20 protein-coding genes are annotated in these 22,447 nt (G+C 69.4%); 8 read left to right on the top strand and 12 right to left on the bottom strand.

The window, feature by feature from the left end; genetic code table 11:
- Positions 1–13 precede the first annotated feature (13 nt).
- Positions 14–646 carry an MBL fold metallo-hydrolase gene (locus tag FB381_RS22595; RefSeq protein ID WP_141782319.1) on the top strand — a complete coding sequence of 211 codons (633 nt, stop codon included), beginning with the start codon at positions 14–16 and terminating at the stop codon, positions 644–646.
- Positions 646–930 (top strand): YciI family protein, encoded by a 285-nt coding sequence (locus FB381_RS22600; protein ID WP_141782320.1) that lies wholly within the window; start codon positions 646–648, stop codon positions 928–930. Before FB381_RS22595 ends, FB381_RS22600 begins: the two co-directional genes overlap by 1 nt.
- A 360-nt stretch (positions 931–1,290) precedes the next feature.
- Here FB381_RS22600 and FB381_RS22605 read toward each other — a convergent pair whose 3' ends face one another.
- Positions 1,291–2,565: an HNH endonuclease signature motif containing protein gene (locus tag FB381_RS22605; protein WP_141782321.1), complete on the bottom strand. Its 1,275-nt coding sequence runs from the start codon at positions 2,563–2,565 to the stop codon at positions 1,291–1,293.
- Between the two features lie 298 nt (positions 2,566–2,863).
- Positions 2,864–3,742, bottom strand: coding sequence for a GH25 family lysozyme (locus FB381_RS22610; protein ID WP_141782322.1), 879 nt, complete (start codon positions 3,740–3,742; stop codon positions 2,864–2,866).
- A 198-nt stretch (positions 3,743–3,940) separates the two neighbouring features.
- Here FB381_RS22610 and FB381_RS22615 point away from each other — a divergent pair, with 198 nt between their 5' ends.
- Genes FB381_RS22615 through FB381_RS22625 form a run of 3 tightly spaced genes read left to right on the top strand, consistent with a single transcriptional unit; the run spans position 3,941 to position 5,339 of the window.
- On the top strand, positions 3,941–4,288 hold the full coding sequence (locus FB381_RS22615) for an ArsR/SmtB family transcription factor (RefSeq protein ID WP_141782323.1): 348 nt from the start codon (positions 3,941–3,943) through the stop codon (positions 4,286–4,288).
- A complete protein-coding gene (locus FB381_RS22620) occupies positions 4,285–4,773 on the top strand; it encodes an SRPBCC family protein (RefSeq protein ID WP_141782324.1) in 489 nt (162 codons plus the stop codon). The genes FB381_RS22615 and FB381_RS22620 overlap by 4 nt, the downstream gene beginning before the upstream one ends.
- Positions 4,770–5,339: a TIGR03086 family metal-binding protein gene (locus FB381_RS22625; RefSeq protein ID WP_246088271.1), complete on the top strand. Its 570-nt coding sequence runs from the start codon at positions 4,770–4,772 to the stop codon at positions 5,337–5,339. Before FB381_RS22620 ends, FB381_RS22625 begins: the two co-directional genes overlap by 4 nt.
- A gap of 106 nt (positions 5,340–5,445) precedes the next feature.
- Here the strand turns inward: FB381_RS22625 and menD are convergent, their stop codons facing one another.
- The 9 genes from menD to FB381_RS22670 all read right to left on the bottom strand — a co-directional run bounded on the left by menD (position 5,446) and on the right by FB381_RS22670 (position 18,115).
- Positions 5,446–7,050, bottom strand: a complete 1,605-nt coding sequence (gene menD, locus FB381_RS22630; protein WP_141782325.1) for a 2-succinyl-5-enolpyruvyl-6-hydroxy-3-cyclohexene-1-carboxylic-acid synthase — start codon at positions 7,048–7,050, stop codon at positions 5,446–5,448.
- A 61-nt stretch (positions 7,051–7,111) separates the two neighbouring features.
- Positions 7,112–8,080, bottom strand: a complete 969-nt coding sequence (locus FB381_RS22635) for an o-succinylbenzoate synthase (RefSeq protein WP_281285067.1) — start codon at positions 8,078–8,080, stop codon at positions 7,112–7,114.
- On the bottom strand, positions 8,077–9,114 hold the full coding sequence (locus tag FB381_RS22640) for an AMP-binding protein (RefSeq protein ID WP_141782327.1): 1,038 nt from the start codon (positions 9,112–9,114) through the stop codon (positions 8,077–8,079). Before FB381_RS22640 ends, FB381_RS22635 begins: the two co-directional genes overlap by 4 nt.
- Positions 9,115–9,280: 166 nt before the next feature.
- Positions 9,281–11,230: a peptidoglycan DD-metalloendopeptidase family protein gene (locus FB381_RS22645; RefSeq protein WP_141782328.1), complete on the bottom strand. Its 1,950-nt coding sequence runs from the start codon at positions 11,228–11,230 to the stop codon at positions 9,281–9,283.
- A 3-nt stretch (positions 11,231–11,233) separates the two neighbouring features.
- Positions 11,234–11,776, bottom strand: coding sequence for a hypothetical protein (locus tag FB381_RS22650; protein ID WP_141782329.1), 543 nt, complete (start codon positions 11,774–11,776; stop codon positions 11,234–11,236).
- Positions 11,776–13,896, bottom strand: coding sequence for a hypothetical protein (locus FB381_RS22655; protein WP_211352514.1), 2,121 nt, complete (start codon positions 13,894–13,896; stop codon positions 11,776–11,778). The genes FB381_RS22650 and FB381_RS22655 overlap by 1 nt, the downstream gene beginning before the upstream one ends.
- A 32-nt stretch (positions 13,897–13,928) precedes the next feature.
- Positions 13,929–16,652, bottom strand: a complete 2,724-nt coding sequence (locus FB381_RS22660; RefSeq protein ID WP_141782331.1) for an ATP-binding protein — start codon at positions 16,650–16,652, stop codon at positions 13,929–13,931.
- The gene (locus FB381_RS22665; RefSeq protein ID WP_141782332.1) at positions 16,649–17,809 is read right to left on the bottom strand and encodes a hypothetical protein; all 1,161 of its coding nucleotides are present in this window, start codon (positions 17,807–17,809) and stop codon (positions 16,649–16,651) included. The genes FB381_RS22660 and FB381_RS22665 overlap by 4 nt, the downstream gene beginning before the upstream one ends.
- A 39-nt stretch (positions 17,810–17,848) precedes the next feature.
- On the bottom strand, positions 17,849–18,115 hold the full coding sequence (locus tag FB381_RS22670; RefSeq protein ID WP_141782333.1) for a hypothetical protein: 267 nt from the start codon (positions 18,113–18,115) through the stop codon (positions 17,849–17,851).
- A gap of 465 nt (positions 18,116–18,580) precedes the next feature.
- Between FB381_RS22670 and FB381_RS23995 the strand changes: the two genes are divergently transcribed.
- The 3 genes from FB381_RS23995 (at position 18,581) to FB381_RS22680 (ending at position 21,384) form a co-directional block, all read left to right on the top strand.
- Positions 18,581–18,754, top strand: coding sequence for a hypothetical protein (locus FB381_RS23995; protein ID WP_170225278.1), 174 nt, complete (start codon positions 18,581–18,583; stop codon positions 18,752–18,754).
- Positions 18,755–18,931: 177 nt separating this feature from the next.
- Positions 18,932–20,167 carry an MFS transporter gene (locus FB381_RS22675; protein ID WP_141782334.1) on the top strand — a complete coding sequence of 412 codons (1,236 nt, stop codon included), beginning with the start codon at positions 18,932–18,934 and terminating at the stop codon, positions 20,165–20,167.
- A gap of 206 nt (positions 20,168–20,373) precedes the next feature.
- Complete coding sequence (locus tag FB381_RS22680) at positions 20,374–21,384, top strand: type IV toxin-antitoxin system AbiEi family antitoxin domain-containing protein (protein WP_141782335.1); 1,011 nt, start codon at positions 20,374–20,376, stop codon at positions 21,382–21,384.
- Positions 21,385–21,486: 102 nt separating this feature from the next.
- Here the strand turns inward: FB381_RS22680 and FB381_RS22685 are convergent, their stop codons facing one another.
- The gene (locus tag FB381_RS22685; protein WP_141782336.1) at positions 21,487–22,362 is read right to left on the bottom strand and encodes a 1,4-dihydroxy-2-naphthoate polyprenyltransferase; all 876 of its coding nucleotides are present in this window, start codon (positions 22,360–22,362) and stop codon (positions 21,487–21,489) included.
- Between the last annotated feature and the right edge of the window lie 85 nt (positions 22,363–22,447).

The following is a 22,447-nucleotide window of genomic DNA, read 5'->3' on the forward strand; positions in this document are numbered from 1 at the left end:
TAGGTTCGTCGGCATGAGGATCACGAAGTTCGGCCATGCCTGTGTCCGGATCGAGCACGACGGGGCGGTGGTGGTCGTCGACCCGGGCGTCTTCACCCAGCCCGAGGCGCTCGACGGCGCGACGGCGGTGCTGATCACCCACGAGCACCCCGACCACTACAGCCCCGCGCTCCTGGAGGGCAACGACGCCCCGGTCTACACGATCGGCGCTGTCGCGGCACAGATCGAGAAGGGTGCGCCCGCGGTGCACGAACGTACGACGGTGGTGGGCCCGGGCGAGTCGTTCGACGCCGGCCTGCCCGTCACCGCGGTCAACGAGAAGCACGCGGTGATCCACCCCGACATGCCCCACTTCGACAACTCCGGCTACCTGATCACCGCCGGCGACCAGACCCTCTTCCACCCGGGCGACGCCCTCGACGGCCCCGGCCGTCCGGTGGACGTGCTCTTCCTGCCCGTCTCCGCGCCGTGGGCACGCTCGTCGGAGCTGATCGACTTCGCCCGCGACACCGGCGCCTCCCGCACCGTCGCCATCCACGACCGGATCTACTCCGACGCCGGCGCCAACGTCTTCGACACCCAGGCCGGTGCCCTGATCCCCGCCGAGCGCGGCTACGTACGCCTCGCGGACGGAGCCGATCTCTGATGGCTCTGATCGCAGTCACCTACACCTACAACGACCTTCCCGAGCTGCGCGCCGCCCACCTGAGCGCACACCGTGAGTTCCTCGGAAGCCTGCCCGGCCTGGTGCTCTCCGGCCCCACCTCCACCGGCTCCGCCCTCCTCCTCTTCGAGGGCGACGTCGACACAGAATCCATCGAGACCACCCTCGACGACGACCCCTTCCGCGCCGTCGGCCTCATCGACGCACGTCAGGTGTTCGAGTGGACTCCGGTTCTGGGGAGCTGGAAGGACACGCTGGGGCTCTGAGTCTTGGGGCGCGCCTGAGCATTGGGCGTACGTTCGCGCGGCTGCGCACTCGCTGGGTGCTGTTGTTGCGTGGGACTGTTTGCCGCCGACCCGTACGCGGAGGGTGTTTCACGCCGGCACCCGGAGTCAAGGACGGCCTGCGGCCGCCGGCTTCGCCGGTCGCCTTCGGCGATCCTTGACACCGGGCACCGCCGAGAATTTTGGCTGTCTATCGGGTCGGCGGCAGGGGTCTGGTACGACACATTCGGGTTGGGTGCCGGGCCGAGAATGGGGGCAGGTCTGGCTGCCCGCCGAGGCGGTCGCGGGTCGCTGTACTAGACGATGACGCTTTGTGAATCGTTCACAAAGCGAATGCCTGGATCAGGGCCGGCGAGTGAACCGGATCGTCCCGTCGGGCAGACGTTCGTGGGTGAAACCGGGTGCGTGCGCCAACCGATGGTGATGGGGACACAGCAGGACCCCGTCTTTCAGGTCTGTCTTCCCGCCTAACGACCATGGAGTCAGATGGTGGGCGTCGCACCATTCCGGTGGCATGTCACAACCCTCGGCTTGGCAGCACTTCTGCTGCAACCGGAGTGCTTTGCGCTGGATCGGCTGGAAGAACCTGCTCGAACGACCCGCATCAAGGACCTGGCCATCGCTGCCGAGCACCCACGGGATGATCGTGGCGTTGCAGGCAATCTTGCGGGCCTCGGTGGCACTGATCATGGTCCCGTTGGTCTCGTCGAACCCCAAGATGGCGGTGCCAAGCTCTTTGCGGAGGTCATCGAGCGAGATCACCACGTTGATGGTCGTCGCGTCACCACCGTGGCGGGGCAGGGCGACGGGGTCGATGGTCTCGATCAGACGGGCGAAGCCTTGGCCCACGAGTCGCTCCCACGGCGGGAGCGGTGTGCCCTTCTCCGCCAACTGTTGCTTACGGGGCTGTGCCCAGGCTTCGACGTGGGTCTTGAACCGCATCCCCATGGCGACCGGCAACACGCCGTCGAAGCCAACTGTGCCGTCGTGGTTGTCCCAGATCCGTAGCGCGGTCTTCTGCTGAGCCCGTTCTTCCTCAGCCAGGAGGGCTTTGGCTTCGGCGTCTTCGAACCGGGCTGGGTCGATCTCGACCAGGATCCGCTTCCCAACGACCCGAAGTTCGTTGGCGGTCAGCCGGGTGGCGTAGTCGACGAGGAGTTTCTCGGCGAGCAACAAGTCTTCTGCGCTCGCGGCAGAGTTCGCCTCGATCGCGTTCAAAGCTTTGGTGATCACTCGGGCTTTGTCGTGGGAGATCACACCGTCGGCTAGGCCGGTGGCGAGCAGCTCGTGTTTGGCTACGGCGGCTGCGAGCTTGATCTGAGCCCGGGCTGCCGATTTGTCGACAAGGAGATTTGCCCGGATCCAGGCGGAGGCGTCTCGGTCGCCTGCCTCTTCTGCGATGTCGCCAGCAGTGGCGAGCACCCGCAGCTCGAGCGCAGCCTGCTGCGCCTTCAAGGTTTCGAGCCGCGCCAAGACGTCCTTCTTCTGGCTGGTTCGCCAGTACGCGGGGTCCATGGTGAGCAGGTCGCCGAGAGCGGTTTCGATGGCAGCGAGAGCAGCCGAGACGGGGTCGCCGGGGCTGGTGCCCCAGTGGTCGACGTGGTTCTCGACGCTCATTGCTGACCCCCTCTCAAGGTGCCCTTCGGGTACCCCTGATTTTACTCTCTACCAACGAGTAAAGCCAGTCATTTCCGCAGGTCAAACCCTATTTTGCGGCAGCGAACCAACGGTCATACCTCCCGGCCACACCGGTGCCGCCGCCCCGATAATCAGCCAAATCTTTTCTCGATCTGGCCCGGAGTCCAGGACCGCGAAGCGGCCGGCGAAGCCGGCGCCCGCAGGGCGTCCTTGACGCCGGGCCAGATCGAGAAGACCGTGAAGAACGGGTCGGCGGCACGCATGCCCCCGAAGAACATCAACCTCGCGCGAGCGCCTGAAGCCGGTCGTACGCTCCGTTGAACGTGTTCTGATCCAACGGCGAAGACGTGTACTGCCAGAACGTATAGAACCCCCAGCCCGCCGGCAGCGTGCCGGGACCAGACGCATATCGCGCGATCCACAATGGGTGAGCGGACGAGAACTGCGAGGTGTTACCCGTGCAGGTCGTCCACCAGTCGGTGGTCGTGTAGATCACCGCGTCGCGGCCGGTGCGGGAGCGGTAGCGGTCGAGGAAGGCCGCGATCCAGGAGCGCATGGAGGCCTGCGAGAGCCCGTAGCAGGTGCCGCCGTCGTACGGGTTGTACTCGATGTCGAGCACCCCGGGAAGGGTCTTCCCGTCGCCCGACCAGCCGCCGCCGTTGTCGACGAAGTAGTCGGCCTGGGCGGCGCCGCCGGAGTCGGACGGGTTGGCGAAGTGGTAGGCGCCGCGGATGAATCCCTGGTTGTAGGAGCCGTTGTACTGCTGCGGGAAGTAGGTGCTGTTCTTGTAGTAGCTGCCCTCGGTCGCCTTGACGTAGGCGAACCGCTTGCCCTGGCCCCACCAGTAGGCCCAGTCGACGTTGCCCTGGTGACCGGAGACGTCCATGCCGCTCACGGTGGCCTGCGCGGAGATGGGCTCCTTGTGGGGGCTGCCGCCCTGGGCGTGGGAGCCCTTGGTCGACCAGCCGACGTAGGCGCCGTCCTTCAGCGTGACACCGTGGCTCTTCGCGTTGTCGGTGAGATGGCGGTCGTTCTTCTTCGGGGTCGCGGCGGCGGGCTCGGCGCCGGCCGGCGCTGTCGGGGACAAGGAGAGAGCGAGGAGGAGACCGGCGGCGATCGCGGTCGCTCTGACGGATCTGAGGCGCAAAGGACTCATGGGGGCTGGGCCTTTCCCGAGGAGACGGTTCGATCTGGTCCGGACGGAGTTGCCCGGCCCCATCATCGTGCCGCACCCCACGTCCCCCGGGGCATGATTCGCGAGTAACAAAGTTACTCAACCAATTGGTTGACAAACGTCGACGAGGCCGCCTAACCTTGTTATCAACCAAACGGTTGACATCAAGGATGGAGCGAGATGAGCGAGGACAGGCTCTCCCGAGTCTTTGCGGCACTGGCAGACCCGACCCGTCGCGACCTGGTCGCCCGGCTCTCGGCGGCCGACACGACGGTCGGCGACCTCGCCGCGCCGTACGACGTCAGTCTCCAGGCGGTCTCGAAGCACCTCAAGGTGCTCGAGGACGCGGGCCTCGTCAGCAGGGAGTCGCGCCGTGCCCCCGTGCGTCTCGAAGCGGAGGTGTTCGACCTCATGACGAAGTGGATCGAGCGATACCAGCAGCAGGCCGAGGAGCGCTACCGGCGCTTGGACGCGCTGCTCGACGACATGCAGCACAACCCATCAGGACGAGAAGAGGACGCATCATGACCACGACGAAGAACGAGACCCTGATCGAGGCCTCGAAGGAGACCCCGACGATCACCATCACCCGCGAGTTCGACGCTCCGCCGGAGCTCGTCTTCCGCGCCCACGCCGAGAAGGAGCTGTACGCCAAGTGGCTGGGCCCCGCCGACGTCGGCATGCACATCACCGACTGGGACTTCCGCACCGGCGGCGCCTGGGCCTACTCCGCCGAGCGCGACGGTGACGAGTTCACCCAGTTCTTCGGCAGCTTCCACGAGGTGCGCGAGAACGAGCGCATCGTGCAGACCTTCACCTGGCGCGGCGCCCCCGACGGGGCCTCGCTGGAATACCTCACCTTCGAGCCCCTCCCCGGCGGCCGCACCCGTCTGATCGGCTTCAGCGTCGTGGAGTCGTTCGAGACCCAGGCGGCGATCATGTCCAGCGGCATGGACAAGGGCGTCATCCAGGGCTACGAGCAGCTCGACGAGCTCCTCGCGGGGCTCTCGTGACCTCCTCCGACCTGAGCGGGCGCGAGCAGCACGCGTACGACGCGGGCCGGTTCGCCGAGCTCATCGGCTCCGCCGCCACCGAGGACTGGGCCCGTCCCAGCCCGGTGGCGGCCTGGACCGCGCTCGACGTCGTCAGCCACCTCGTCGAGTGGTCACGAGCCTTCCTCAGCGGATCGGCCGGCGTCGATCTCGCGCCGCTCGATGTCCGGACCGACCCGGCCGCAGCCTGGAAGGTCCACACCTCCGACATCCAGCAGCTCTTCGACGACCCCGCCGGCCGGGCGGTCTCCAACCCGCACGTGGGCGACAAACCGCTCGACGTGGCTCTCGCCGAGATCTACACGCCCGACGTCTGGATGCACTCCTGGGACCTCGCTCGCGCCCTCGGACAGGACTTCGACCTCGGCGCCGACCGCGCCGCGGCCATGCTGGCCGCCGCGCCCGCGATGGAGGACGCCATGCGCGGCTCCGGTCAGTTCGGCCCCCGGGTCGAGGTCTCCCCCGACGCCACCCCTCAGGAGCAGCTTCTCGGCTTCATCGGCCGCGACCCGCACTGGACCCCCTGATGCCGAGTCGGCTCGTTCTAACGAGCCGACTCGACGTCCGGATCGGTCAGAACGAGCCGACTCGGCCTCGGGATCGGTCAGAACGAGCCGACTCGGCGTACGGGCTTCAGGAACGCGCGAGGGCGCGGATGGCGAGGTCGAGGTCGCGGCGGCCCCTGCGGGAGACCACGGCCTCGACGACCTCGATGCCGCCGTTGGGGGACGCGAGGGTGGCTTCGAGCTCGGGCACGGAGGTGACCGCGAGATGCGGGATGCGATGGGCGGCGCAAAGGGCTTCCAGCGAGGTGCCGTGAGGTGTGCCGAAGAGACGCTCGAAGCTGTCGGCATACTCGTCGGCGCCCTGCTCCAGCGAGGCGAAGATCGAGCCGCCGTCGTCGTTGCCCACGACGATGGTGAGGTCGGGACGGACCTCCTCGGGGCCGAGCAGGAGGCCACCGCTGTCGTGCAGGAAGGTGACGTCGCCCATCAGCGCCAGCGAGCGCGTCGACCAGGAGCGGCCCACGGCGGCGCCGATCGCCGTGGAGACGATCCCGTCGATGCCGGCCAGGCCGCGGTTGGCGATCACCTTGCGCCGCCCGCCGACGTTGTTGGACCGCATCATCACGTCCAGGTCGCGCACCGGGTTGGACGGGCCGAGCATCAGCAGCCCACGGTCGGGCAGGGCGCGGGCGACCACGGCGGCGACGTCGTACGCCGTCATCTCCGGCTGCTCGTGAAGCAGCCGGTCCACACCACGACCGAGGTCGCGATCCGCGGAACGCCACTCCTCCAGCCATGCCGGGTCGGGCTCGCCCTCGACATGGAGCCGGGTGCGGATCGTGCGGTCGACGCGGAACGGGCGCGCCGGCCAGGCACCCTCGACGGGCGCCGCGATGATCTCGACGTCGGCGCGAGCGAGCAGGTTGGTGACCGGCCGGGAGAGCGTCGGGTGGCCATAGACGACGACCCGCTCGACCCGCTCGGCGAGCGGTGACTCCAGCAGGAGACGGTAGGTGCGCAGAGCGTTGTCGCCCGTGCGCGCGCCCGAGGAGGGCTCGGCGAGGAGCGGCCAGCCACCCTCCTGGGCGAGGATGCGCGAAGGTGGGCCGGCATCGTCACCGGCGACGACGACCGTGCGCGGCGTTCCGGCGCCGGTCTCGATCGACTCGAAGATCATCAGCTCGGGACGTACCGGCTCCGGACGGGCCTCGATCCGCCCCGGCTCCCACCGGTCGGGTGGGGTGAGCGGGTCGTCGAGCTGGACGTTCCAGTGGACGGGCCCGCGCGCGAGATCGAGGGTCTCGACATCGCCCGCCTCGGGCGCCACGTGCAGGTCGACGGTCTCCACCAGCCGACCGAAGACGCCGACCTGGTCGGTGACCTGGTTGGCGCCGGTCTCGCGCAGCCGGGACGGCCGGTCGGCGGTGACCACGGCCAGCGGCACCCCGGCATGGGCTGCCTCGAGCACGGCCGGGTGCAGGTTGGCGACCGCGGTGCCCGAGGTGCACATCACCGCCGCCCGCGCGCCGACCTTGGTCAGGCCGAGCGCGAAGAAGCCGGCGGAGCGCTCGTCGATGCGGGTGTGCAGGCGCAGCAGACCCGCCCGTGAGGCGTCGAGCACCGCGAACGACAGCGGCGCGTTGCGCGACCCCGGCGCGATGACGACGTCGGTGACCCGCGCCTCGACGAGCGCGGTGACGACCGCCCGGGCAAGGTCGGTAGCGGTCGTCATGGTGCTCCTCTGTGTTGATGCGTCGGCGCCATTTTCCCGCCCTGGCAGGATTCTGCCCCGCTCACCGGAGCGACTCCCGATAGGCGAGCACGTCCTCCAGACGCTGCTGCCAGAACCGCGCCCGCTCCGGGGTCGCTCGCAGCGCCTGCTCGGCGACCAGCCGCTCGGGCGCCGGCGACGTGCTGAGCACCGGGAGGGCTCCGGCGGAAGGCAGCAGCGGCTCGGCGGCGGTGTCGGCGGTGAACATCGAGACCGTGCCCAGCCCGCACGCGTAGGGCAGCTCGGGCAGTGCCGCCGCGAGCGCGACACCTGCGGCCATCCCGACCGAGGTCTCCAGCGCCGAGGAGACCACGCACGGCAGCCCGATGTCCTCCGCGATCCGCAGGCACGCGCGTACGCCGCCCAGCGGCTGCACCTTCAGCACGGCCACGTCGGCGGCTTCGAGGTCGCGTACGCGATAAGGGTCCGCGGCTCGCCTGATCGACTCGTCGGCCGCGACCGGCACATCCACCTTGCGGCGTACGTCGGCGAGCTCCTCGACCGTGGGGCAGGGCTGTTCGACGTACTCCAGCCCGCCGGCGGCACGGTCGAGCACGCCGATCGCGGCGACCGCCTCCTCGACCGACCAGAGTCCGTTGACGTCGATCCGCACGCGTCCGGAAGAGCCGAGGGCGTCGCGCACCGCCTCGACCCGGGCGATGTCGTCGGTCAGGCTCTGGCCCGGGTCGGCGACCTTCACCTTGGCGGTCGCACACCCGGAGCGCGCCACGATCTGGTGAGCTCGCTCGGGTCCCACCGCCGGCACGGTCACGTTGACGGGCACCGTCTCGCGCAGCGGGGCCGGCCAGTCACCCGCCGCGGCCTCCTCGGCGCAGCGCAGCCAGGGTTCGACCTCGGGGGTGTCGTAGTCGAGGAACGGCGACCACTCGCCCCACCCGCCGGCGCCCTCGAAGACCACACCCTCGCGCTCGGTGATCCCGCGGAACCGGGTGGTCATCGGCAGGGAGAACGTGTGCAAGGCGTACGTCACCGCGGCTCCTCCGCTCCGGTGGCCAGCGCGAGCATGGCCCGACGGTCGGGCTTGCCGTTGCCGAGGAGCGGGATCTCGTCGAGCGTGACGATCTGGCGCGGCGCCCATGATCGGGGGTGCTCCGCGGCGACCCAGTCACGGGCGCCGGCTGCGTCGAGGTCGCCGACGACGAAGGCGACCAGCCGCTGGCCCCACTCCTCGTCGGGTGCGCCGAGCGCTTCCGCGGCCGCGACGGCCGGGTGCTCGCGGAGCCGTCGGGCGACCAGCGCCGCCGGCACCTTGACTCCTCCGGTGATCACCATGTCGTCGATCCGGCCGAGGATCTTGAGCCGGCCGTCGTCGTCCAGGGTGCCGGCGTCGGAGGTGAGGAACCAGCCGTCGACCAGGGCGTTCGCGGTCTGCTCGGGGTCGTCCTGGTAGCCGTCGAAGAGCGTCGGACCGGTGATCCGCACCCGTCCGTCGGTGCCGATCGCGATCCCGACCCCGTCGAGCGGCATCGCGTCGTAGACGCATCCTCCGCAGGTCTCGGCAGAGCCGTAGGTGGCGACGATCTCGATCCCGCCCGCCGCGGCCCGGGCACGCAGCGACGGGTCGATCGGCCCGCCACCGAGCAGCAGTGTGTGGAACCCGGCGAGCGCGGCGAGATCGTCACCGCCCGCCTCGAGGATGCGGTGCAGCTGGGTCGGCACCAGCGAGACGAACCGCGGCCCGGGGGCCATCGCGGCCGCGGCCTTCGCGAAGGACTCGTGGGCGTCGGCGATCACCGGCTCGTGGCCGGCCAGCAAGGAGCGCGCGATCACGTTGGCCCCGGCGACGTAGGAGTCCGGGAGGGTCAGCAGCCACTGCCCGCTCGCTCCGAGACGTCGCGCCGACGCCGCCGCCGACGCCTTCATGGCTTCCCGCGACAGGATCACCCGCTTGGGGCTCCCCGTCGACCCCGAGGTCTCCACGACCCAGTGCTCCGGCCCGCCTCCGGCGAGCCACTCGGCCATCGCGGCGACGGTGCTCTCAGCCCGTTCCACCGCGTCGCTCACACCCCAACGCTATCCCCTGAGGTGCGCGGGCGCGCGCCGGGTCGGCGGGGTCTGCGAGCTGTAACACGCTGTTCGTAGGACTATCCGGTCGTTCTGATAGGGCGAGTAGTCCTCCGAACGACGTGTTACAGCTCGAGCGGACCGCAACAGCTCGCGCCGACGCGGGCTACTGACCCCGGATCTTGAAGTCGGCGATGAGCCCGCGGTGGTCGGACTCGAGAGGGAACGTGGCCTGGCTGGTCGCGTCGGCGGTCGAGCGGGAGCCGAAGAGCCAGTCGATGGTGCCACCGCCGTCGTGGGTGGCCCAGCCCTGCGGCGGCGCGCCGAGGGTCTCGAAGGAGGAGGTCATCCCGGCCTTGGTCATCAGCGGCTTCGGCCCCCAGGCGTCACCGTTGCCGCCGCTGCGCGGGTAGGGGGAGTTGAGGTCGCCGCCGACGAGCACGGGGCCGTACTTCTGCAGCCCCTGCGCGAGCCCGGCGAGCTTCGCGAACCCGCGCTGGGCCTCGTCCTTCCGCGCCTGCGGGCTCTTCGCGGGCGAGGTCATCGTGTGGGTCGAGATGACCGAGATGCGCCCGGAGCCGTCGCTGCTCGCGAGGACCACCCAGGTGGCGTACCGGCTGTCGTTCTTGACCCCCGTGACCGGCTTGGTGAGCTGCACGGTGCCCTTGTCGACGGCCACCCAGCGGTCGGTGCGCCACATGACGACGGGGCTGAGTGCCTGGCTGCGCTTGCCGTACTCCTCCGCCGAGGCGCGGTAGGTGCCGTAGCCCTTGACCGAGATGTCGGAGACCGTACGCGACTGGGCCTCGTTGAGGGAGACGAAGTCGGGCCCGTGCTCCATGACATCGGCCAGGTCGGAGCGGTATTTCGCCCGCGGCAAGGAGACCTTGATGTTGGCCTGCGCCAGGCGCACCTGCGGGCCGGAGACAGCGGCCGGCGAGGACCCGATCTGCCCGGCGGCACCCGGCAGCCCCGCGACCTGCTTGGTCGCCTCGAGGGACTTGCCGATGTTCTTCTTCAGCCATGCGACCGGGTCGACCTGGTCCTGCAGGTAGCCGCCACCGTGCGGGTGCACCTCGAAGTGGAGGTGGCACCCGGTCGAGTTGCCCTCGCTGCCGACCTGCCCGATGACCTGGCCGGCCTTGACCTGCTGGCCCTCCTTCACCGAGAGCGCCTGCATGTGGCCGTACCAGGTGGTCAGGTTGCCCTCGGCGGTCTGCACCTTCACCAACCAGCGCCCCGACCAGCCCCAGCCGCCGCCCGACTCGAGCACGATGGTACCGCCGTGAGCAGCCTGCACGGGCGTGCCGCACGGCGAGGAGTAGTCGTTGCCGGTGTGCATGTTGGCCCAGTTGGAGCCGGAGTTGCCGTAGTTGTCGTTGTCGGTCGCCAGGCCCGCCTGGATGGGGCGTACGACGGAGGTGCTGATCCCGGCCTGGCCGATGGTGCAGGAGACGTCGGTCGCGGTGGCCTTCAGATCGGCGGCGGTGACGCCGTCGGCGATCGCGGCGACGAGCGCCCGGGCCTCCTCCTCGTGCTGGGCGTACGCCAGCGGGAACCCCGACCGCTGCACCGCCTGCGCCGCCGCGGTGACCTGCATCTTGCGCCACCCCGGGATGTCGAGGAGTCCGGTGTTGCCGGTGTGGGCGGCGACGCCGTAGAACGCCTGGGCCGACTTGACCGGGTTCATGATGTCGGCGTTGGTGCCCCAGCCCGAGACCGGACGCTGCTGGAAGAGGCCCACCGAGTCGCGGTCACCGTGGCCGAGGTTGCGCAGCCCGCTCTCCTGCATCGCGGTCGCCAGCGCGATCACCCAGCCGTAGGCGGGCACACCGGCCTGCTTGCCGACCGCGACGATCGTGCGGGCGTTCTGGAGCTGCTCGTTGGTCATCCCGGCGAGGCTGCCCTCGGGCTCCTCACCGTCGGCACCGCCGAGATCGCCGGCGGGCACCGCGTTGGTGCCGCCGACGCAGCCCGACTCGGCCTGGTCCTGGCTGCTCTGCTCGGTGCTCGCCAGACCACCGATGAGGATCACCAAGACGCCCGTGACCACCAGGACGATCGTGGCCGCCGCGGCCACGAGTCCCCAGATCAGACGCGCCTTGAAGATCCACATGGGCTATCCAGCCGAGCCCGGGAGGATGTTGGCGACGTACCAGACGTTGTCGATGAGAGTCAGGTAGACGGTGACCTTGGGCCCGTCGGTGGCGACGTCGACGCTGGCCTCGGAGTCCGTCTGCTCGAGCACCTGGGGAGACCCGACGACCTTGGTCGCGTCGATGGTGGCCGGATCGGTCGTGCCGAGCGCCTGGGCGAGCGACTCGTCGGGGTGCGCCGCGTTGATGCCGGCCCACCACTGGTCGGTGGTGAGGTCGGGGCGAGCCCAGGCGGCGACGAACTTGGTCGCAGCCGCACCCGGGTCGGGCACCGGCGCCGCGGACGCACCGGCAGAGGCGCTTCCGCCCGCCGAGGCCGAGGCCGATCCCCGCTCCGGCTGGGAGGCCGGATCCGCGTCGGGTGCGTCGCTCCACTGGGATATCCCCCAGATCACGAAGACGATGGCGGCAACCACCGAGAAGAATCGCAGCGGAGACCGCATGGGCCACCTCAGCAGCGGCGCGATGACCTCCCACAGCACACCACGCGTCGTCGTCGACCGCACTACCGGGATCCTCCTTCAGACGAGCGGTTGTCGACCGGGACCGATCGGTTCCCGCTCGGCGAGTAGATGACGAAGACCGCGTTGCCGTCGGCGTCGTAGTCGACGTTGGCCTCCGCGATCGGAGTCTGCTGCGGCGGCTCCGGCTCACGCTCGTAGCTGCCGGCGGTGTAGTCGACCGGGTCGGGTGCCGAGGGGCGGTCGCCCCAGGTCTGAGCGGCTGCCGGCCCGGTGCCCTGCCCGAAGGCGGGGTCGTCACGATTGGCCGTCAGGTCGCGCTCGGTGGAGCGCGAGTCGAACCACTGTCCGGCGACCCGGTCGCTGCTGGTGCCGCTCATCGGGGGTTCGAGGGCGTACGTCGCCGAGCTCTGACCCGACCCCGACCCCAGCGCCGCAGCCGCCGTCACCGGAGGCTGGTTGGGCACCTGCTCGGCGGTCGTCCGCGGCCGGCTGCCGCCGGTGAGCTCGTGGCCGGGCATGTAGACCCCGCCGGGGCTGGAGACCTGACCGCCGCCCGCCGGCGCGGTCACCGGGCCGCCGGTGACCGACGGCCGATCCTCGGTCGCCTCACGGATCCCGGCCTCGGTGCCCGTGCGGGCTCCGACGTAGGAGGTGAGCATCGACGTCAACCGGCCCATGCCCGGCAGCGGGATCCCGTACGCAGCGGGCCGGGTGAGCCGCCACGCCAGCACGGTCAGCACCGCGATCAGCCCCAGCTTGAGCACGAACCACATCGACGAGGTCAAGAGCGCCGAGTCGAGCCGCAGCAGCAACAACGCGACCAGGAAGTAGATCGGGCCCATCACCAGCGGCCCCACCACCCGCTTCAGCATCGCCACCGCCGCGTCGCGGGTGTGGTCGAGCATGAACAGCACACCCGCGGCCGGCGCGAACGGCACGATCAGTCGGATCAACGCGAACGACAACAGGATCGCCAACCCCGCCACCAGCAAGAACCCGCACACCACCACGACCACGGCGAGGTTCACCAGCGCCGTGGTCGCCCGCTGCGACCAGTGCTCACCCTTGAAGAACTCATACGCGACCGGGTCGTTCTTCTTCACCGCCTCGGCGTGCTTCTTGAAGGCGTCCTGCTTGGCCTCCAGGACCTTCTTGCCCTCGCCGTTGGGGTCCTTGCGATAGGTGTCGTACTCCTGCCAGGAGAAGTGCGTCGCCCGGAACACCCGCGGTCCGTAGGTGCGCGCGGTGGCCGAGTCGGGATCGCCGAACGCCCCCGCCAGCCAGGTGCGGTACTGCGTCGAGCGCACCACCTCGTCCATCTGACCGTCGATGGCCTTGACCGCGTCGGTCTCACCGAACTTGTCGTCGTTGACCCCGGGCACGGTGCGACCGTCGTTGAACCCGGTCGCGATCATCCCCGTCGCCGACCGCACCCCGTCGTCGACCAGCTTCGTCGACTCCGTCGGATACTGGATCAGCCACGACGTCACCACCAGTACACCCAGCGCCCAGCCGGCAGCCGTCACCGCCCGGGCGAACCGGCCGTCACGCGCCCGGATCATCACCGTCGCCGCCACCAGCAGCAGCACCACGCTCACCCAGGGCGCCCACACCCCGTCGGTGACCGCCTTCGACGCCGCCACGATCGGGCCGTCGAGCGCCTTGAGGAACGAGTTCTCCCCGATCACCGCGTTCAGCAACGCGTGCGACCAGTTCGGCAGGATCCCCGATATCTCCATCATGATGTTGCCGATGGCCGTGCCCGCGCCCGCGACGAACTGGCCCGTGCAGCCGTTGTCGTAGGTCCACCACTGCGGGCTCGTGCCGTAGGCCGACTCCAACGAGACCTTGTCCTTGTTGCGGAACGGGTCCAGTTCGTCGTTGACCTTCTCGGGGTCGTTGAGCTTGGTGCCCGCCTTCGACGCCGCCCCCAACGCCGTCATCCGCACGATGAAGCTGCCATCGCCGTAAGGCGACGCCGGCATCGGCGCATCCAGGTTGTTGCACGCGTCGCCGACACCCGAGAGCCCACCGGTGGGGTCGAACGGGATCGGGATGTCGATCCCCTTCGGACCTATCGCCGACGCCGGCCCCGCGAGCGCGAGAAGAGCCAGGACGAGCACGACCAGGGCAGCGGCCCTGCGACGCAGCCGTCCCGGCACAGTCCTCTTCTCATGAGCGGGGCGCGCAGCCATCAGTCGAGCCCGTCCCCGGAAGGGTCAGCCGCGGAGAGACCGGCCGACTCGCCACCGAGCGCCCTGCTGACGCGGCGGGTCGGGTCGGCGGTGGTGTTGAGCGCCTCCTGCAGACCGGGGTGGTGGTTGAGGGTGACCTTGATGATCTCCATGCCGCCGTGGCCGGTGTCGCCGCCGAGACCGTCGCGGTAGATGAACTCGCGGAAGCCGAGCTGCTCGTCGCCGCGCCGCGTGCGCGGTGAGAGCCGGGCCAGGATCGACTCGTAGCCCAGGCCCTCGGGCTTGCCGAGCAGCTTGAGCGCGTCGCGCTGGGCAGACTCGTCCTGCGTACGCCCCACGAAGGCGGCGCCGACGAAGTTGTTGATGTCGGAGCCCAGGATCGCGGAGGCGTTCTGGGTGGAGACCAGCGCGGCACAGTTGTTCTTGCGGGAGTCGCTGGAGAGCTTGTGCACCAGGGCACGACCGGTGCCGCCGCTCGCCTGGGTGACCTCGTGGGCCTCGTCGAGCGCGAACAGCTTCCGCTCGTTGGGGTCGCTGCGGTAGATCAGGTGCAGCGCCGACCAGGCCGCGAGGGTCATGATCGGGCGGGCCATCTGCTCCTCGGCGCTCCACTCCTCGCGCGGCACGTGCTCGGGCGGAGTGTTGAGGCCCTTGAGGTTGTAGAAGGTGAACGGCGTGCCCTTCAGCTCCTCGTCGGCCTGACGGAAGTCGTTGCCGAAGAAGAGGCGGCCGAGCTCGCGCTCGCGGGCGGCGGCCAGCTCGCGGGCGATCTCCTGGTCACCGCCGTCGCCCTCGAAGAGCATCTTCACGATGGTCGAGGTGTCGGCGCCACGGTCGGCCTGCGCCTCCATGACACGCGCGCGGATGCGCTTGAGCACGTCCTCGTTGTTGGACAGCCCGACCGGCAGGCAGGCGCGGAGCACCGAGACCGTCAGGTCACGGCGCTGCTGCACGGCGGCCGACCGCTCCCGGTGGAGGCGCTCGGCGAACTCGTGCTCCGACATCGCCTCGGCCCTGATGAGCTCGGGGTTGGGGTCGGGCACGACGGCGTACGGCGAGAGCGAGCCGGGGCGACCGCCCAGCACGTCGACGCTGCGCGCCCGGGCCGGCACCTGCTGGCCGTTGAAGACCCCGCCACCGATCTCCGGCAGCGTCATCAGCCGCTGCAGACGACCCGCCGGGTCCATCGCGACGCCGTGCACACCGCTCAGGATCGACATGTAGATGACGACACCCATCAGGGTCGACTTGCCCGAACCGGGCGTGCCGACCAGCGGGATCAGGCCGGCCTGCTCCATGACCTCGGTCAGATACCACGGGTCCATCAGCACCGCCCGCGACGCCATCGCGGAGGTCTCACCGAGATAGAAGCCGCGCTTGTCGCCGACCTCCGCGGTGACTGCCGGGAGTCCGGCGGCGACCTTGAGCACGGGGAACTTGCGCGCGTGGGCGGTGCTCGCCAGCGGCTCACCGGGCACGAACTCGCGCGCCAGGTGATACTGCCCCAGCTGGCGGGTGATCTTGATCTGGGGGCGGTAGAGGTCGACGACCTTCTGCGCCTTGTCGAGCGCCTCCGCCTCGGTGCGGCCGGTGACCGCGATCCGATACCAGCCCCGGGTGCGGGTGGAGAGGCCGGTGAACTCCGAGCGCATCTCGTCCTCGACGTCGGCGGCGCGGCCGGCCTGACGGCTGAGCTGCTTGGGCGGGCGCTTGCCGTGGTCGTCGGACCAGTGGCTGACCTGGCCGTCGATACGCCGCGTCAGCGACGACATCTCCCGGGAGACATCCTCCGGAGAGCGCGGCTCCACCCGGAAGGACCACTCCACCGGGAAGCCGAGCGCGTCGGTCTTCGCCATCCACGGCGCGTGGGTCTCGGGCACCTCGATGTCACCGATGCGCGAGACGGTCACGACGCAGACGTGGCTGGTCTCCTGGCGACCGCCGATGCTGCTGGTGACCTGCACGGTCGGCGCCAGCGGCTCGGCCGACCATGACACCGACTCGAACCACTCGGCCATGTCGTCGGTGTCGAGGAAGTTCTGCTGAGCCTCGCCGGGCTCGGGCACGGGGATCTTGGCGCCCAGCGAGAGCGAGCGCGCGATCATCCACTCCATGTCGTGGCCGACCGCCGGCCGCGCGGAGAAGCCGGCCCGCGACATCACCCGGTTGACCGTGTCGAGCCGCTCGCTGATCGCGGCCATCTCACGCTCGGCGGCGCCGGCGGAGAACTTCGCCAGCGTACGCACCGTGGCGTCGCGCCTGCCGAGGTCGACGCCGTAGTAGACGAGCTTGTCGGCCTGGCTGTGCGCGGCCATGTGGGCCTGGTTGCGCGCCATCATCTCCTCGAACCCGGGCTGGGGATCGGGAGCGTTGGCGAACGCTGCATGCGCCCAGTGGCGTACGGGATAGGGGCGGGTGGTCACGCGGCCGTGGACCGTGTTGCCGACCAGGTCAGCGAGCTGGCTGGCCTGGTCGGTGATCAGCCCCTCGAGGTCGGAGTGGGCACGGAACGACCAGGTCTGCGGCTCGGCGAGATACCAGGCGATGATGCGGTCGGCCGTGAAGGTCAGGTGGCCACGCACCTCCTCCAGCGCCCACTTGTCGCCTCTCGGCTCACGCGCGCCCTTCGAGTCGTCGCCGCCCTTGCCGAAGACGCCCTTGCGTCCCGACCTGGGCTTCTCGAAGCCGGGCCCGTAGGCCCGCTCCGTTCGCGGCCGCCTCATGCGGTTCCTCCGTCAGCTGGTCCGTCAATTGGTCCGTCGGTTGGTGCGTCGTCGCCATCGAGGCGCTTGCGGTAGTCGTTCACGCTCTGCGGTCGCTGCTGGTCGGAGACCACCGGCTGATCCTGATTCTCCCTGCGACGCGTACGCCCCGAGGGCTCATCTCCGATCTCGTCGACCGCGTCGACCTCGTCGAGCCCGGGCTCCGGGGCGATCTTCACCTCGGGCCGCACCGCCGGCGCGAGCGGCTGCCTCGCCGGGTTCGGTGCAGGTGGCGCGGCTTGCTGGGGCGGCGCGGGCGGAGCCTGGCCGGTCGGGCGTGCCGGAGGCGGAGGAGCAGTCGGTGCGGCCGGTGCGGCGGGTGCAGCCGGAGCGGCGGGAGACGACGCGGCTGCGGGCTCCGGCTCCTGCTGCTGCGCCGGCTGGGTCTGCTGGGTCTGCTGCTCCGGTTGCGCTGCCTGCTTGCGCTCCTGCCACGGCGCCCCGCCCTTCCACGGAACGTCGCGCGGCTCGCGCGGAGACGACGAGGGCCGGCTCGACCAGCCACCCTTGGCGGGGCGTACGCCACTCGTCGGCTGCTGCCGCTCGGCCTGGGCGTCGCGCACCGATGCCGGCAGCGCGCCTTCGACGATCTTGGCCTCGATGACCGGCCGCACGGGCGCCGCCTTCTTCCGCACCGGCGGTGTCTGCACGGCGGGCTTGGCAGCCGAGGTCTTCAGCACCCGCGGCGCAGGCGTCGCGGCGGCGGCCGGCTGCGGGGTGTAGAGGCGTCCAGCCCTGCGCTGCGCCTTCGCCCAGCCGCCGCGCGGACGCGACGCGTGCCGGAAGGCGACCGCGACGCCACCGGCGTAGTGGGCCTCGGTCTCCACGCGCGGAGTCGTCAGCTCGTGCCAGAAGGTCATCAGCCACGCGCCGGCCGAGCTCTCCGAGCTGATGTAGTCGGAGGCCTTCATCGAGAGGTAGGACGCGGCGATCAGCCACAGCCCCATGCTGAGCAGGGTCACCGGCATGCCGAGCTTGCGCAGCAGCACAAGCGTCACTGGTGCGATCACCAGGAACAGGAAGATGGTGCGATAACGCATCTCCCCGATGTAGCGACGAGGAGGACCGAGATAGGTCTGGTCGACCTCGTACAGCTCGTCGTCGTCAGGCAGCCTCATCCCCGAGATCCCTCCCTGGGTTTGCTAACGGGACCGGGTTCACCCCTTGAAGAGACCAGCCATCCACTGACCGAGGTCCGTGGCGTTGTTGCCCACAGCCAGGCCGAGGACGCCGAGGCCGATGATCAGGCCGCCGACGATGGTGACGGCCTTCGAGATGTTGCCGCTGCGCGCGGCCCACAGGACCGTCACGCCGAGGATCAGGACGACGAGCGTGATGATGTTGTCGGTGATCCACTCGGCCAGGCCGCCGGTGCCGTACTCAGCGGCTTGCGACGAACTCTGGATCAACTGGTGCGGTGCCATGATTTCTCCCTTTCCCGAGGTGAGGTCTGATTGCCGGATGCGTCCGGAAGTATTCGGTTGTCCCACTCGGCGCAGCCCCATGCGGCACCGACAGGTGGAGGCGTCCCGCCCCTCCAGTGCGTTGACGCGAACTCCCGGGCGTCGACATTTTGGACAAACGCCACCGCCATGTGAGACGAGCGTAGTCCTCAGACCGCCCCGGCGCACCTCGTTCCACCAGACGACACGTGCGTACGCACGTGCGTATCATGCCGCTGGTCACGCCGCCGACAGGTTCGCTTGTCGCCACCTGGCCACGGCTCGACAGGTTGTCCCGCTCTGTGGTCTCATTCTCCGAGTTCTTGCGAGGTGAGGCTAACTTCGGGGAATCTATAGTCGGCGCACTTTCGCGAAATTCGCGCGCTTGCGTCCGGATTCGCAGATTTGCCCTTCATTCAATCGGATTTCTCGGGAGGACGAGCTCACATGGACAAGAAGAAGATTCTCACCATCATCGGCGTTCTGTTCGTCGGGTTCTGGCTGTTCACCGATCCGCAAGGACTGACCAGCACGATCTCGGCCATCGCCGGTGGCATCTGGGGCGTCACCACCGACGTCTTCGGCGGCGTGATCGGCACCATCAAGGGCTCGACGAACTGACCCCTGCCTGACCTACGCCGGCGCTCAGGCCCCGGCGTTGTGGACTCCTTTTTCTTCGCTGCCCGGTATGGGGACTGCGCAGCACGGATAACTGTTTGACGTCGACGGGCGACCTGACAAGACTTCGCTTGTCTCGATGTCAAGATAGTTGGAGTCGCCTTGTCTCTTCTCACCCGGATGCGGGACAAGGTCCTCTCAGAAGACCCGCTCATCCGAGCGATGTCCTACCAGTCAGTGCTCTCGGCGTTCGCCGAAGGCACCTTCCTGACCGGATCGGCGATCTTCTTCACTCAGATCGTCGGCCTCTCCGCCGCACAGGTCGGCCTCGGTCTCACGATCGCGGGCGCAGCAACGTTCTTGTTCGCCGTCCCCCTGGGCCGACTCGCGGATCGAGTCGGCACCCGCGTCACCTGGATCCTCGGCGCCATCCTCCAGGCGCTCCTCTTCGGAGCCTGGATCCTGGTCGACAACTTCGCTGCGTACGTCGCCGTCGAGGTGCTCCTGGCGCTCGCCTCGTCGTGGCAGAAGTCGGGCCGCGACGCCTACCGGATCTCGATCTTCCCCGCCAAGACGCGGGTGCGGTCCTTCGCCTACATGCGTGCGGCTCGCAACGTCGGCTACACGCTCGGCGCCCTGGCCAGCGGCCTCGCCCTGGCGGCCGACTCCAACACCCTGATCAAGGCCGTCCCGGTGATGACAGCCGTGGTGCTGCTGGTCAACGCCTTCTGGATCTCCCGCCTCCCCCGCCTGACGACCCCGGCTCCCGCGATCGCGGCGCCGCAGGACGTACGCGACCGGCTCGGCGCCCTGCGCAACCTCCCGTTCCTGGCGACCACGTTCTTCAACGGGGTGCTCGCCACCCATCAGGTGCTGCTCAACGTGGTCATCCCGCTGTGGCTGGTGCAGGAGACCGATGCGCCGCGAGTGCTGCTCGCGTGGCTGTTCGGCACCAACACGGTGATGGCCGTCGGCCTGCAGGTGATCGCCGCGCGCGGCGTCAACGACGTGACCACGTCGCTGAAGGCACAGCGCCGCGGCGCCCTCTGCTTCCTCGCCTCCTGCGGCATCGTCGCGGTCACCCACGACACCGTCGGCCTGGTCACGATCGCTCTCGTCTGGATCGGGCACGTCACCGTCACCGGCGCCGAGCTGCTCCAGTCGTCCGGTGAATGGGGCCTGATCGCCGACCTGTCCGACCCGAACCATCGTGGCGACTACCAGGGAGCCGCCCAGGTCGGCGACACCCTCGGCACCGTCTGGGCCCCGGCGGCCTACACGTTCCTCGCCATGGAGGTCGGCACGCTCGGTTGGGGCATCATCGCGGTCGTCATCGTCGTCGCGACCATCGGCATCCACCCCTCCGCCCGCGCGGCCGAGCGCTACCTCGTGCGCCGGCAGCCGGTTGCTGCCTAGCCGGTCGCCGGGCAGCTGTAACACGTCGTTCGGAGGACTACTCGCCCTATTGGAACGACCGGATAGTCCTGCGAACGACGTGTTACCGCCCGAAGCCGGAACGGCCGAGGGCCACCTGCCACACACAGGAGTGCCTCAGGCACGAGTTATCCACAGGGCACTCCGGGGCAGTCGCGCTCATCAGGCGGGACTCGCAGGCTGGGCCCATGAACCCACGAATCCAGGCAACCATGGCCGCCAACCATGGCCTCATCACTCGCCGGCAGGCGCTCGCAGCCGGCCTGGACCTCGAGACGATCCACACTCACGTCAAGAGTGGCGCGTGGACGGCCGTGCGCCGCGGCGTCTACGCCGAAACCGCGTACGTCCAGAGCATCACGCTGCCCACAGACAGACAGCGCCTTCGTGATCGGGCCGCCTGTGCGGCCATCACGGTGCCGTTCCTACGAAGCCACGACACGGCAGCGCTCGAGCTCGACATGCCCATCCTGCTGCCGAAGAAGCCGCAGACGCACGTCACGCGCGCACCAGTCGTCGGCAGCCACAACAAGTGGGGCGTCAAGCATCATCTTGCGCCCTATCTCGACGTTCAAGTTGCGCAGGCAAACGGGTTCGATGTCCTCGGTCTCGCCCGCACCGCGGTCGACATCGCCCGCGAGCACGGCCGGCCGTACGGTGTCGTCGCCGTCGACTCCGCCCGCCGGATGGGAGTTCCTCTCAGTGAGCTTCAGGAGGTCCTCGACCACATGGAGCACTGGCCCTACCGACGGCAGGCGCAGGAAGCCATCGACCTCTCGTACGCAGGGTCCGAGTCGATCGGCGAGACACTCACTCGTGACGTACTCGAAGAGCTCGGGCTCTCAGACATCGAGACCCAGTTCGAGATCTCGGACGGCATACGCACCGCTCGGTTCGACCTTAGGGTGGGCCGCCACATCTTCGAGTTCGATGGACGTTCCAAATACGTGGCAACCGCCGACGGCGGCTTGGCGCTGCGGTCGGTCGACGAGGTGCTGGCCGAGGAGAAGGACCGCCAAGACTGGGCCCACGGTTTCCACCTCGGCATGTCACGGGTGAGGTGGCACGACCTCTTCGGCCGCGAGCGCACCTTCCTCAAGCCCCGTCTGAACCGGGAGTATCTGGCCACATGTCGCGCCTTCGGCACCGACATCTCCGACCTCGAGCGGTTCCGCGTACGTCGCCCGAGGGCGGCCTGATGCTGCGTGCCACTCATGTAACACGTCGTTCGTAGGACTACTCGCCCTATGAGAACGACCGGATAGTCCTACGAACGACGTGTTACAGCCTCTCCGAGCAGCTCAGACGAACAGCAGCGGCAGTCCGACCAGCAGCCCCCACACCAGGGTGGCCAGGCCGGTCTGCTGGAGGGCGGGGATCAGGCGGGGGCCGAGGTTGGCGCGATCGAGCACGGTGCGCACACCCTGTGCGGCGACGACGAGGAAGCCGAGGCCGAGCAGCGCCCACCACGAGGTAGTCAGGGCGACGAGCACGACCGCGGCCGCGGCCAGGGCCACCAGGGCGGCGTAGAGCCAGCGGGTGCGCGCGTCACCGAGCCGCACGGCCAGGGTGACCTTGCCCGACTCGGTGTCGCCGGGGATGTCGCGGAGATTGTTGGCGACGAGGAGGGCGGAGGTGACGGCACCGATGCCGACGCCCGCCCACAGCGCGCCCCACTCCCAGGTCTCGGTCTGCACGAACGTGGTGCCGACGACCGCGACGAGGCCGAAGAAGACGAAGACCATGACCTCGCCGAGGCCGGCGTAGCCATAGGGGTGCGAGCCGCCGGTGTAGTACCAGGCCGCGATCATGCAGACCAGACCCACCACGACCAGCCACCACGCCGAGGTCAGCGCCAGCACGAGGCCGGCCACCGCGGCGACACCGAAGGCGATGAAGGCGGCGCGCTTGACCGCCGCCGGCTTCGCCAGGCCGGAGCCGGTCAGCCGCAGGGGGCCCACCCGCTCGTCGTCGGTGCCCCGGATGCCGTCGGAGTAGTCGTTGGCGTAGTTGACCGCCACCTGCAGCGCCAGCGACACCACGAGCGCGAGCAGCGCCTTCCACCAGACCAGCCCACCGGCGTACGCAGCCACCCCCGTCCCGGCGATGACCGGCGCGAGCGCCGCTGGGAGTGTGCGGGGACGGGCTCCCTCGAGCCACTGAGCGGTGTTTGCCACGGGGCTATTCAACACCTGCCGCCGGAGGCGGGTGCGGCTGGGCTGTAACACGTCGTTCGTAGGACTACTCGCCCTATCTGAACGA

Source organism: Nocardioides albertanoniae (genome assembly GCF_006716315.1).
Lineage (GTDB): Bacteria > Actinomycetota > Actinomycetes > Propionibacteriales > Nocardioidaceae > Nocardioides > Nocardioides albertanoniae.